Origin of the sequence: Gilliamella sp. wkB112 (assembly GCF_001690685.1) — a bacterium.
Classification (GTDB): domain Bacteria; phylum Pseudomonadota; class Gammaproteobacteria; order Enterobacterales; family Orbaceae; genus Gilliamella; species Gilliamella apicola_J.
In genome coordinates, this window is the sequence record NZ_LZGL01000003.1 from 66,837 (window position 1) to 79,695 (window position 12,859).

The following is a 12,859-nucleotide window of genomic DNA, read 5'->3' on the forward strand; positions in this document are numbered from 1 at the left end:
ATGGCTAAGCGAACAGATATCAACAGCATTTTAATTATTGGTGCCGGCCCGATTGTTATTGGTCAAGCATGTGAATTTGATTATTCAGGTGCTCAGGCATGTAAAGCATTACGCGAAGAAGGCTATCGCGTGATTTTAGTTAATTCAAATCCGGCTACTATCATGACCGATCCGGAAATGGCTGATGCAACTTATATTGAACCCATTCATTGGTCAACAGTACGTAGAATTATTGAAAAAGAACGCCCTGATGCTATCTTACCCACTATGGGCGGGCAAACTGCATTAAATTGTGCCTTAGAACTAGAAAACAAAGGAATTTTAAAAGAGTTTAATGTTGAAATGATTGGCGCTACCGCAGATGCCATAGATAAAGCCGAAGATCGTAAACGTTTTGACCAGGCTATGAAAAAAATCGGTCTTGAAACCGCGCGTTCTGGTATTGCTCATTCACTAAAAGAAGCCTATTCCGTACTTGAATTAGTCGGCTTCCCTTGTATTATTCGACCATCATTCACAATGGGGGGAACTGGTGGCGGCATTGCTTATAATACCGAAGAATTTGATGAAATTTGTACCCGAGGACTCGATCTTTCACCAACTAATGAATTATTAATTGATGAATCATTGATTGGTTGGAAAGAGTACGAAATGGAAGTAGTGAGGGATAAAAACGATAACTGTATTATTGTGTGCTCAATTGAAAACTTCGATCCAATGGGAATTCATACTGGTGACTCAATTACTGTTGCTCCAGCCCAAACCCTAACCGATAAAGAATACCAAATCATGCGTAATGCATCTATTGCAGTATTACGTGAAATTGGCGTAGAAACCGGAGGATCCAACGTACAATTCTCGGTTGATCCTAAAACAGGACGATTAATTGTTATTGAGATGAATCCTCGGGTATCACGTTCGTCGGCTTTGGCCTCTAAAGCAACAGGATTCCCTATTGCCAAAATAGCGGCTAAGTTAGCAGTGGGGTATACGCTTGATGAGCTTAGCAATGATATTACTGGGGGCAAAACTCCGGCCTCATTTGAACCATCTATTGATTATGTAGTCACTAAAATTCCGCGCTTTAATTTTGAAAAATTTGCTGGTTGTAATGATCGCTTAACCACACAAATGAAATCAGTTGGTGAAGTCATGGCGATTGGTCGAACTTTTCAAGAATCGCTACAAAAAGCACTACGTGGACTTGAAGTCGGTGCCTGTGGATTGGATCCCAAAATTGATAATTATACTAATGAAAAGAATATCACCAAGATCCGTTATGAATTACAGGACGCCGGCGCAGAGCGTATTTGGTATATTGCCGATGCTTTTAGAGCAGGTTTAGCTTTAGATGAGATATTTTTATTAACCAATATTGATCGTTGGTTTTTAGTCCAAATTGAAGAGTTAGTTAATATCGAAAATGAACTCAAACAGCAATCAATTACTAGTTTGAATAAAGAAACATTATGGCAGATTAAACGCAAAGGTTTTTCCGATCAACGCATTGCTAAATTACTTAATACCGATGAACAATCAGTACGTAATTTACGCTCTCAATATAATATTCATCCGGTTTATAAACGGGTTGATACTTGTGCCGCAGAATTTGCAACCGATACAGCTTACTTATATTCGACTTACGAAGAAGAGTGCGAAGCACAGCCACAGTTTAAACAACCAAAAATCATGATTCTAGGTGGTGGGCCAAACCGAATAGGACAAGGCATTGAATTTGACTATTGTTGCGTACATGCTGCATTAGCACTCCGTGAAGATGGTTTTGAAACCATTATGGTTAACTGTAATCCAGAGACCGTTTCCACTGATTATGATACCTCTGACCGACTATATTTTGAACCGGTGACGCTTGAAGATGTACTAGAGATTGCCCATGTCGAAAAACCTGATGGTGTGATTGTGCAATATGGTGGACAAACTCCGCTTAAATTAGCTCGATCCTTAGAAAGTGCAGGTTTACCAATTATTGGCACATCTCCAGATGCCATTGATAAAGCCGAAGATCGTAAACGTTTTCAAGCGATTGTCGATAAACTACAATTAAAACAGCCAGTCAATGCTACAGTAACCGATATTGATGAAGCTGTTATTAAGGCCGAAAAAATAGGCTATCCATTAGTCGTTAGACCTTCTTATGTTTTAGGTGGACGAGCAATGGAAATTGTCTATAACGAGCAAGACTTAAAGCGCTATTTTAAAACGGCGGTGAGTGAATCGAATAATGCACCAGTATTACTCGATCACTTTTTAGATGATGCTATTGAAATCGATATTGACGTGATCGCTGATGGTGAACATATTGTGATTGGCGGAATTATGGAACATATAGAACAAGCGGGGATCCATTCTGGCGATTCAGCTTGCTCACTCCCCACACACACGTTAAGTCCTGATATTTTAACTAGGCTACGTGAACAAGCAAAACAATTGGCACTTGAACTAAATGTTAAAGGGTTAATGAATGGTCAATTTGCGGTTAAAGGCAATGATATTTACTTGATTGAAATTAATCCTCGTGCCGCTCGTACCGTTCCTTTTGTTTCCAAAGCTACCGGTTTACCATTAGCTAAGATTGCTGCACGGGTAATGACAGGGCAATCACTCGCTAAACAACAGGTAACTAAAGAGGTTATTCCACCTTATTATTCAGTAAAAGAAGTTGTACTGCCATTTAATAAATTTAGCGGTGTCGATCCAATTTTAGGGCCTGAAATGCGTTCAACTGGTGAAGTTATGGGAATTGGCAAGACTTTTGCTGAAGCTTTTGCTAAAGCGCAATTAGCTAGCTTATCCAACATGAAGAAATCAGGGAAAGCATTATTATCAGTTCGTGATCAGGACAAAACACGCTTATTAGAAGTAGCTAAAAGATTAGTTGCCCATGGTTTTACCCTTGACGCCACAGCTGGTACCGCGAAAGTCTTACAACAAACTGGAATAAATTGCCAAATTGTGAAAAAAGAAAACGAAGGTAGGCCGAATATTCATGATCATATTAAAAATGGTGAATATAGCTATATTCTTAATACTACGTCAGGTCGTACAGCCATTGAAGCGTCCAAAATTTTACGTCGAAGTGCCATTCAATACAAAGTGCACTATGATACAACCATGAATGCTGCTTATGCGACTACTGCGGCTTTAGATTATGATCCTGCACAAACCGTTATACCATTACAGGAACTTTATCACTAAATTATTGCTAACTTGATTAGATGATTTGATGGGGAGAATTATGCGATTACTGCGTTATGGTTTGAAAGGTGATGAAAAACCAGCCATTTTAGATGATAAAGATCAACTGCGCGATCTAAGCGCGGTAATTGTCGACATTGATGCGCAAACATTAGCCGATAATGTGTTAACAAAAATTAGCCAACTGGATATTGATACTCTGCCAATAATTAAACATCCTCAGCGTATTGCTCCTTGTGTGGGTAAAGTGGGTAAATTTATTTGTATTGGTTTGAACTATATCGATCATGCTAAAGAAACCGGTGCGTCAATTCCTAAAGAACCGGTTATTTTCAATAAATGGACCAGTGCTATTAGTGGCCCTAATGATAATATTGTATTACCTCGAGGTTCGACTCATACCGATTGGGAAGTAGAACTAGGTATCGTTATAGGAAAAGAAGGTAAATATATTCAAGAGCAAAATGTGTTATCTTATGTTGCAGGCTATTGCGTGGTTAATGATGTTTCTGAACGTGATTATCAAAAAAATCGTGGCGGAACTTGGGATAAAGGTAAAGGTTGTGATAGTTTTGGGCCCATTGGTCCTTGGCTAGTGACTACAGATGAAATTTGTGATCCACAACAGCTCGAATTATGGTTAGAAGTTGACGGTAAACGTTATCAACATAGTAATACCAATAATATGATTTTCAGTGTTAAACATATCATCAGCTACGTCAGTCAATTTATGAGCTTACAACCTGGTGACATTATTTCAACCGGGACACCATCTGGTGTTGGCCTTGGCATTAAGCCCGAACCGGTATTTTTAAAAGCAGGACAAAAGGTGCGTTTAGGCATTGAAAAGCTAGGGATTCAAGAGCAGTTAGTAGTTAGTGAATAACTCTATAATATGGTCATCAACTAATCGAATGACCATGTTATTTAAACTATCAGCATCAATACTAACTTTTAGGTGAATTGCCATTAGCCATTGCCAGAATATCGGCTTCTGTCAGTTTATGAGTATGATTAGCAAAATCATAACAGCTTGGCTTGTTATCAATAAACACTTCTGTCGTAAATTCTAAATCTTTAATATCATCAAAGATCCACGTAGCAAAATAATAATTATTAGTACCTTTTAAATGATAATAAAGATGAGAACCACACTCTTTACAAAAGGCTCTTTCTGCCCACTCAGAAGAATTATAATGGCTGATATATTCTTGTCCTTGAGTAACAATCTCACCACTATACGTCAAGGTCATTAATGGGCCAGCACTCCATTTACGACAGGTATGGCAATGGCAAGCACTTAAATTGGTATTTGCAAATGGCACAATGAACTTAACTTTGCCACACAAGCATGAACCATGATATTGAGTAGACATCATATTTTCCTCATTTTAGTAATAAAATAACTAAAACAGCTAGACTATATTTTATAAAGAATCCATATTGATGGAAATATTATTTTGAAATCTGTTGCTGATAAGTTAAAACTGAAAAAATGAACAAAGCCAACATAATTAATGACAGGCAACCTAGCATTAACTGATATCCGCCTAAATCAAGCATGATTCCAGCAATAATAATTGGGTTTTCCAAGCTTTACAATATCACGCAATCGTAAATGTTATTAGCTATTCGTATGCATAAGGCTTATCTATTATTAGAATCAGGTATGCAAGTCATTAAAACGGCATGGTTAGTTGGTTATCCTTATGCCAATAATTTTAGTGTGGCTTTTTCTCGTTATTTTGGTTATTCACCTAATTCAGTATTTAAGTAAAGATGATAATGGTAATTACTTTAAGATGTATTTTTTATATTTTTTAAAAAATATTTCAATTTTATTCAAAACAGGTATTGCTTTATTATTTAATTACTATATTATAGCGACCTCTCTGACGCGGGGTGGAGCAGCTTGGTAGCTCGTCGGGCTCATAACCCGAAGGTCGTTGGTTCAAATCCAGCCCCCGCAACCAATTCAAACCATCCTATCCTAAGTTATCAAACATCATTTATTATGCTTTGGGTATTTCCAATAATGTTGATACTGCCTCATTAATGCGTCTAGCAATATAGCTGTTATTCATTGTGTATAAATGAATACCATCCACATTTTGAGATATTAAATCAACAATCTGATCAATAGCATAGGCGATGCCAGCATCACGAAAAGCATCCGGATGATGTTCGTATTTTTCCATTATTTGTTTGAATTTTTTTGGTAAATTCACACCACACATTGAAACCATGCGTTCTATTTGATTTTTATTAGTAACCGGCATAATCCCCGCTTCAATCGGCACATTAATACCCATGTCATGGGCTTTGTCTAAAAAAGCAAAAAAGTAGTCATTATCGAAAAATAGTTGCGAAATTAATTGATCGGTTCCGGCATTGACTTTTTCTTTTAGATGGATCAGATCTTGTTTCAGTGTTAGCGCTTCAAGGTGACCTTCCGGATAACAGGCGCCGATAATGTTAAAACCACCATTTTCTTTAATAAAAGTGACCAGTTCACTAGCAAATCTAAAATCATTTTTAGGTTCAACATTAGGACTAATATCACCACGTAATGCCAAAACATTATCAATACCAGCACTTTTTAAATCGGCGAGGATTTTTTGCATTTCAACCTTACTAAAATTAATGCCAGGTAAATGAGCCACACTTTCAATACCGTAGGTATATTTAACTGCATGGGCAATATCAATTGTTGTTTGCCCATTTAAGCTTCCTCCAGCACCATAAGTTACGCTAATAAAATCGGGTTTAAAGTAACCAAGCTCACGTAAGGTGCTATAAATGGTTTCTAAAGGTGATGTCTTTTTTGGGGGAAAAACCTCAAAGGAAAACACCGTTTTTTTATTAAATAATTGATTAGTTTTCATCTGTATCATCCATTAGTTTTGTCATGATTTTCCTTATTGACGTTTCCGCCGCCTAAATAGGCGGCGGAAATAAGGTAAAACAAAATTAATTTACTTTATAAAAAACAGCATTAATTAAGTGTTTTTCTCACTTCTAAGGTTGCTTGTACCAGGTGTTGTAAACTTTCGACCACTTCTTTCTCACCACGGGTTTTTAAACCACAATCTGGATTGATCCATAATTTTTGTTTTTCAATTTTGGCAAGTAATTTCTCAATTGTTGCTTTAATTTCAGCAACTGGCGGTACGCGTGGTGAGTGAATATCATATACACCAGGACCAACTTCAGTTTTAAAATTATTAGCTTTAAGTACATCGATTAATTGCAAGTTAGAACGTGATGCTTCGAACGAAATAACATCAGCATCCATTGCATCAATATCCTTGATAATGTCAGCAAATTCGCTATAACACATATGGGTGTGGATTTGGGTATCAGCTTGCACTTTACTGTGCACTAATCTAAATGCCGGAATTGCCCAATCAAGGTATTCACTATTCCAATCTGCTTTACGTAGTGGTAGTTTTTCTTTGAGTGCCGCTTCATCAATTTGGATGATCTTGATACCTGCAGCTTCCAGATCTAATACTTCGTCACTAATAGCTAAAGCAATTTGGAATACTGATTCTTTTTGTGAAATATCTTCACGTGGGAACGACCAGTTAAGAATAGTTACCGGTCCGGTTAGCATGCCTTTAACTGGTTTATCAGTTAGGCTTTGCGCATATTGTGAATATGCAACAGTAATTGGTTTTGAGCGTGAAATATCACCCCAAACAACAGGTGGTTTAACGCAACGAGTACCATAAGATTGTACCCAAGCTTTTTCCGTAAACACAAAACCATTTAGGCTTTCACCAAAATATTCCACCATATCATTACGTTCAAATTCGCCATGAACTAATACATCAATACCGATTTGTTCTTGCAATTTAATACACTGGGCAATTTTCTGTTTGTTAAATTCAGTGTATTCATTCAGGCAAATTTCCCCTTTTTTGAATTTAGCTCGATTTAAACGAACGTCCGGTGTTTGTGGGAATGAACCGATAGTAGTGGTTGGCAATAATGGTAAATTAAATGCTTGTTTCTGTGCGGCTTCACGCACAGAAAACTCAGGTAAGCGAGTAAAATCAGACGTTTTTAAAGCTGCGACTTTTTGACGAACGCTTTGATTGGCGCCTTCACGCTCACGGGTAAATAGCGTTTGATTTGCTTTATAAGTAGCATTGTTATCAGGATTTGTTTCATTAAACAATTGACCAAGTTCAGCAAGTTCTTGCAGTTTTTCTTGCGCAAAGGCAAAGTATGCACGTTGCTGAATAGTTAGTTTGGTCTCATTTTGTAAAGTGTATGGTACATGTAATAATGAACAAGACGTATTAATAACAATTTTTTCAGCGTTTTGCTTAATTTGATTTAATAACGCTAAGGTTTTTTGGTAATTGTTTTTCCAAATATTTTTGCCATTTACTACGCCAGCAAATAATACTTTATTCGCAGGAAAACCATTATTTTTAAGTAAATTTAATGACTGTTTACCTTCAACAAAGTCAAGTCCAATAGCATCAAACGGCAATGCTACTAACTCTTTGTAGCAGTCGCGGACATCACCAAAATAGGTTTGTAACACTACTTTAGTATTACCTTTAACAGCTAAAATAGCTTGATACAGTTCAGTAAATAGCGCGAGATCATCTTTATTGAGATCAGTGACTAAAATTGGTTCATCAATCTGAATCCACTCTGCCCCAAGTGCAGTAAATTTTTGGATAATATCTTGATAAGCTTTAATAATATCTGCTTTAAAATCAGTAAACTGTTTATTACCTAAATACTGGGCTAATTTGAAAAAGGTTAAAGCACCGATAACTACCGGTTTGGTTTGTATACCCAGTGCTTTTGCTTCTTGATATTCATCAAAGGGTTTAGTGCCAGCAAGTTTAATTTGTACAGAATCTTCAATTTCAGGCACTAAATAGTGATAATTGGTATTGAACCATTTTTTCATCGCCAATGCACGCACATCTCCTTTATCACCTTGATAACCACGCGCCATAGCAAAATAACGATCAAGCTCTGGTAAACCTAAATCTTGATAACGTTTAGGAATAACATTAAGTAAACAAGCGGTATCTAATACTGCATCATAAAATGAAAAGTCATTAGATGAAATAAATGCGATTTTTTGTGCAGCTTGTTGTTGTAAATGTTCGGCACGTAAAGCCTTAGCTTCGGCTAATAATTCAGCTTGAGTTTTATTGCCTTTAAAATAAGCTTCGGTAGCAAATTTAAGCTCACGCAGTTTACCAACTCGCGGATATCCAATAACAGCAGTATTCATTTTTCATTTCCTTTTATCACTTTTCTTTAGTGATAAAGAAGATAACAAAAAAAAATGCTATTGAATAATTCTAGTTTTTTATGGATTGTTATAGTTTGTATCTATATCAAATAAATAATAAGTCTCTCTCTTGAAGAACTCATTATATAAAAATATATCTTAACCAATTAATTTTATTTATTTTTTATTTATTAATGCGTAAATAATAAAAATAGTTTAATTATCTTATTGATAATAATTCTCATTATCATTAAAATGACAATAATTACATTTTACAAAGAGATTTTAGTTATGTTAAAGACATCGACAATTAGCCTTGAAGAGATAAATAATACGGTACATATACCTGATCATCAGTCTGGTTTTTTTCGAAAACTTTGGGCTTATTCTGGTCCAGGGGCATTAGTTGCTGTAGGTTATATGGATCCAGGTAATTGGATCACTTCTATACAAGGCGGAGCACTTTATAGTTATTTACTGCTATCTGTTATATTAATATCGAGTTTAATCGCCATGCTGCTTCAAGCTATGTGTGTAAAAATAGGTGTCGTCACTGGTATGGATTTAGCCCAAGCAACTAAGTCTATGGTGGGGCGAAAGGTATCTTTTTGTTTGTGGATATCAACCGAACTTGCAATTATTGCTACCGAAATAGCGGAAGTTATTGGTAGTGCGGTAGCGCTAAACTTGTTATTTGATATTCCATTACTTATTGGTGTGCTATTAACGGTATTTGATGTAATTATTCTTTTATTACTCATGCAATTTGGATTTAGAAAAATAGAAGCGATCGTATTTTGTTTAATTGCAACTATATTTATTATATTCACCTATGAGGTTTTAAGAGCATCACCTGAAATGAGTGAAGTCATTAATGGCTTTATTCCAAGAATAGATATTTTCACTGCATCAATTAAAGGTCATGATTCGGCTCTGGTTATAGCACTTGGTATTGTTGGTGCAACAGTGATGCCACATAATTTATACCTGCACTCATCTATTGTGCAAACCAGGAAATATGACAGAAAGAAGACCGCAAGTCTAAAAGATGCAATTAAATATGCAACGATTGACTCTAATATACAATTATCATTTTCATTTATTATCAATTGTTTATTACTCATTCTTGGTGCAGCATTATTTTTTGGTAATGATCCTGATGATCTTGGTCGCTTTACACAGCTTTATGATGCATTAAAAGATCCACAAATGGTTGGTCCGGTAGCAAGCTCAATTATGGCTACCTTATTTGCAGTGGCTTTGTTAGCATCAGGCCAGAACGCCACTATCACAGGTACTTTGACCGGGCAAATAGTAATGGAAGGTTTTATAAACTTCTCCATTCCGCTTTGGGCAAGAAGGCTTGTCAGTCGAGGATTAGCAGTAACTCCCGTTATTTTATGTATCTGGATATGGGGAGATAGAGAAAGTATCGTAGAAAATTTATTGATATATACTCAAGTATTTTTAAGTGTAGCCTTACCTATATCAATGGTTCCTTTAATATTAGTAACTTCTAACAAGAAAGTGATGGGTGAATTTGTTAACTGCAAGCTAACTATTATTTTAGGCTGGTTAGCCACAGTTTCATTGGTAATTTTAAATCTGCAGTTAATTTATGAAGTGATTAGTTCATTATTTTAGCTGGGAGGTAAAATTTAAATCATAACTCAGTTTAAATAAGAAATGATAATTAGAAGTGACTATAGATTTTTTATCAAAAATAACGTGGGATTAAATGACTAATCCACGCTATTTTTTCAGCTAAGCTGATTAATAACGTGGATTATAGAGTTAAGTTTAATTGAATAATTTTTAATTTAATTAAACTAATTTTTTCATTTGATCAGCAATCTTTTCTGCTTGTTGACCAACCACAATTTGTACACCAGTCTTACCTAATTTAATCACTGCCATTGCCCCAAGCGCTTTAGCAGCTTGTTCATCAATAAGATCGGAATCATTAACATTTAGGCGTAAACGCGTGATACAAGAATCGATATTAGTTAAATTTTGCTTACCTCCAATAACAGCTATATATTGTTCAGCAAGTTTAGCTATATCAGTCACAGTTGATGTGGCTTTAGATTCTTGAGTTTCAGTCGCCGATGTATCATCATCTTCACGTCCAGGTGTTTTAAGATTGAATTTGACAATCACAAAGCGGAAGACTACATAGTAAACTACAAAGAACACTAACCCTTGCAGGATTAACATGTACCAATGTACCGCTAATGGATTGCGTGATTGTAGCAACATATCAATTAACCCAGCACTGAATGCAAAGCCTGATATCCATTGTAAAGTAGCGGCAATAAATAGCGAAATACCGGTTAAAACAGCATGAATAACGTAAAGTATTGGCGCTACAAACATAAAGGCAAATTCTAATGGCTCGGTTATACCAGTGAAGAAAGCCGCAAAAGAAGCTGCTAACATAATTGAAGCCGTTTTATCTTTATTGCCTTTTTTTGCAGTATGGTAAATAGCTAATGCCGCACCAGGTAAACCAAACATCATAATCGGAAAGAAACCTGCCTGATAACGGCCAGTGATACCTATTATTGCTTTACCTGTATCAATCGATTTTTGTCCATCTAAGAAGTTACCAATATCATTAATACCGGCAACATCAAACCAGAACACAGAGTTAAGTGCATGGTGTAAACCAACAGGAATTAATAAACGATTGAAGAAGCCATAAATACCTGCACCAACAGAACCTAAGTTTTTAATCCATTCACCAAATGATATTAATGAATTAAAGACAAATGGCCAGATAAAATAAAAAGCTACCGAAACAAATAGCATTACAATAGAAACAATAATAGGAACTAGACGTTTACCACTAAAAAAAGCTAACGCTTTATGTAATTCAATGGCACTAAAGCGATTGTATAATTCGGCCGCGATGATACCAACTAAAATACCAATAAATTGATTGTCGATTTTTGCATAGGCTGGCGATATTTGACTTTCCCAACCAGTAACCTTGGTATCTATGCCTTGAAAAAGTGCAACTGTAGTTGGTGATAACAGAGTGGTAATAATTAAAAAACCAACTAAACCTGCAAGTGCTGCTGCACCATCTTTATCTTTCGACATCCCATAAGCTACGCCAATTGCAAAAAGGATTGGCATATGCCCAATAATTGCACCACCTGATTGGAGTAAAAACGTAGCAACAACACTATTAGCTCCCCATCCAACGCTATTGATCCAATAACCAATACCCATCAGTATTGCTGCTGCAGGTAGTACAGCCACGGGCACCATTAATGAGCGTCCGATACGTTGTAAATAAGCCAAAACTCCCATAAGTGTTACCTCATATTTTTGTTTGAAATTTTCAAAAACAATTTTTGAAATTTATTATCTTTAAGTGTAAGTAAATTAGTTAATATATTTCATATTATATTATTTTACTTCGCAAATTAATTATTCGTTTTTTGTGATTTTAATCACGATTTTTTTTGAATTTCTACTTTAATATAGTAAAATATCTTCAACATATTTTACTTTAAAAAAAAAGAATTTATTTAATTATATCAGAAGAGGTGATATCTAATGAGACTTATTCCTTTACAAAATGCTCAAGAAGTAGGCGCTTGGGTAGCGAAACGTATTGTTAATAAAATCAACCAATTTAAACCAACAGCAGAGCGCCCATTTTTATTAGGTTTACCTACAGGTAGTTCGCCATTAGTAATGTATCAACAATTAATTAAACAGTACCAAGTAGGTAATGTCAGTTTTAAGCATGTGGTTACTTTTAATATGGATGAATATGTAGGGATTCCGGAAGATCATCCACAGAGTTATCACACTTTTATGTACGAAAATTTCTTCAATCACATTGATATTGATAAAAATAACATCCATATACTTAATGGTAACGCTGCTGATATTGATGAAGAATGTCGCCAATATGAAGCCAAAATCAAAGCTTATGGTAAAATCAATATTTTTGTTGGTGGTGTTGGTCAAGATGGTCATATTGCTTTTAATGAACCGGGCTCTTCACTTTGCTCAAGAACGCGAATTAAAACTTTAACTGAAGATACACGTATTGCAAATTCACGTTTTTTTAATAATGATAAAAATCAAGTGCCAAAACATGCACTTACCATTGGTGTAGCGACTTTAATGGATGCCGAAGAAGTCATTTTATTAGTTTGTGGCCATAATAAGAGCTTGGCATTACAAGCAGGTGTTGAAGGTTCTGTTAATCATCTTTGGACCGTAACTGCTTTACAAATGCATCCAGCTTCGATTATTGTTTGTGATGAACCAAGCACTGATGATCTTAAAGTGAAAACGCTAAAATATTTTACACAAATGGAAGCTGATAATCTCAAAGTGACCGTTTTATAA

At 35.7% G+C, this 12,859-nt stretch carries 9 protein-coding genes and 1 tRNA gene; 6 read left to right on the forward strand and 4 right to left on the reverse strand.

The window, feature by feature from the left end; translation table 11 throughout:
• Both carB and A9G12_RS00470 read left to right on the forward strand, forming a co-directional pair.
• Window positions 1-3,216, forward strand: a complete 3,216-nt coding sequence (gene carB, locus A9G12_RS00465) for a carbamoyl-phosphate synthase large subunit (RefSeq protein ID WP_065563928.1) — start codon at window positions 1-3, stop codon at window positions 3,214-3,216.
• Between the two features lie 40 nt (window positions 3,217-3,256).
• Window positions 3,257-4,102, forward strand: a complete 846-nt coding sequence (locus A9G12_RS00470) for a fumarylacetoacetate hydrolase family protein (RefSeq protein ID WP_065563929.1) — start codon at window positions 3,257-3,259, stop codon at window positions 4,100-4,102.
• A 61-nt stretch (window positions 4,103-4,163) separates the two neighbouring features.
• On the opposite strand, the gene A9G12_RS00475 is transcribed toward A9G12_RS00470, so the two are convergent.
• The gene (locus A9G12_RS00475; RefSeq protein WP_065563930.1) at window positions 4,164-4,592 is read right to left on the reverse strand and encodes a GFA family protein; all 429 of its coding nucleotides are present in this window, start codon (window positions 4,590-4,592) and stop codon (window positions 4,164-4,166) included.
• A 242-nt stretch (window positions 4,593-4,834) separates the two neighbouring features.
• Between A9G12_RS00475 and A9G12_RS11985 the strand changes: the two genes are divergently transcribed.
• Window positions 4,835-4,993 carry a helix-turn-helix domain-containing protein gene (locus A9G12_RS11985; protein ID WP_081299593.1) on the forward strand — a complete coding sequence of 53 codons (159 nt, stop codon included), beginning with the start codon at window positions 4,835-4,837 and terminating at the stop codon, window positions 4,991-4,993.
• A 119-nt stretch (window positions 4,994-5,112) separates the two neighbouring features.
• Window positions 5,113-5,189: transfer RNA gene (locus A9G12_RS00480), tRNA-Met, on the forward strand.
• 39 nt (window positions 5,190-5,228) lie between these two features.
• On the opposite strand, the gene metF is transcribed toward A9G12_RS00480, so the two are convergent.
• Window positions 5,229-6,101 carry a methylenetetrahydrofolate reductase [NAD(P)H] gene (gene metF, locus A9G12_RS00485; protein WP_065563931.1) on the reverse strand — a complete coding sequence of 291 codons (873 nt, stop codon included), beginning with the start codon at window positions 6,099-6,101 and terminating at the stop codon, window positions 5,229-5,231.
• A 110-nt stretch (window positions 6,102-6,211) separates the two neighbouring features.
• Entirely contained in the window at window positions 6,212-8,485 is a 2,274-nt protein-coding gene (gene metE, locus A9G12_RS00490; protein ID WP_065563932.1) for a 5-methyltetrahydropteroyltriglutamate--homocysteine S-methyltransferase, read from the reverse strand.
• 291 nt (window positions 8,486-8,776) lie between these two features.
• Here metE and A9G12_RS00495 point away from each other — a divergent pair, with 291 nt between their 5' ends.
• The gene (locus A9G12_RS00495; protein ID WP_081299594.1) at window positions 8,777-10,129 is read left to right on the forward strand and encodes an Nramp family divalent metal transporter; all 1,353 of its coding nucleotides are present in this window, start codon (window positions 8,777-8,779) and stop codon (window positions 10,127-10,129) included.
• 180 nt (window positions 10,130-10,309) lie between these two features.
• Here the strand turns inward: A9G12_RS00495 and nagE are convergent, their stop codons facing one another.
• The gene (gene nagE, locus A9G12_RS00500) at window positions 10,310-11,803 is read right to left on the reverse strand and encodes an N-acetylglucosamine-specific PTS transporter subunit IIBC (protein ID WP_065563934.1); all 1,494 of its coding nucleotides are present in this window, start codon (window positions 11,801-11,803) and stop codon (window positions 10,310-10,312) included.
• A 249-nt stretch (window positions 11,804-12,052) separates the two neighbouring features.
• Between nagE and nagB the strand changes: the two genes are divergently transcribed.
• Complete coding sequence (gene nagB / locus A9G12_RS00505) at window positions 12,053-12,859, forward strand: glucosamine-6-phosphate deaminase (protein ID WP_065563935.1); 807 nt, start codon at window positions 12,053-12,055, stop codon at window positions 12,857-12,859.

Bases quoted from the DNA above. Each gene is read 5' to 3' on its own strand.
- carB (WP_065563928.1), top strand. From the start codon at position 1: ATGGCTAAGCGAACAGATATCAACAGCATTTTAATTATTGGTGCCGGC.
- A9G12_RS00470 (WP_065563929.1), top strand. From the start codon at position 3,257: ATGCGATTACTGCGTTATGGTTTGAAAGGTGATGAAAAACCAGCCATT.
- A9G12_RS00475 (WP_065563930.1), bottom strand. From the start codon at position 4,592: ATGTCTACTCAATATCATGGTTCATGCTTGTGTGGCAAAGTTAAGTTC.
- A9G12_RS11985 (WP_081299593.1), top strand. From the start codon at position 4,835: ATGTTATTAGCTATTCGTATGCATAAGGCTTATCTATTATTAGAATCA.
- metF (WP_065563931.1), bottom strand. From the start codon at position 6,101: ATGAAAACTAATCAATTATTTAATAAAAAAACGGTGTTTTCCTTTGAG.
- metE (WP_065563932.1), bottom strand. From the start codon at position 8,485: ATGAATACTGCTGTTATTGGATATCCGCGAGTTGGTAAACTGCGTGAG.
- A9G12_RS00495 (WP_081299594.1), top strand. From the start codon at position 8,777: ATGTTAAAGACATCGACAATTAGCCTTGAAGAGATAAATAATACGGTA.
- nagE (WP_065563934.1), bottom strand. From the start codon at position 11,803: ATGGGAGTTTTGGCTTATTTACAACGTATCGGACGCTCATTAATGGTG.
- nagB (WP_065563935.1), top strand. From the start codon at position 12,053: ATGAGACTTATTCCTTTACAAAATGCTCAAGAAGTAGGCGCTTGGGTA.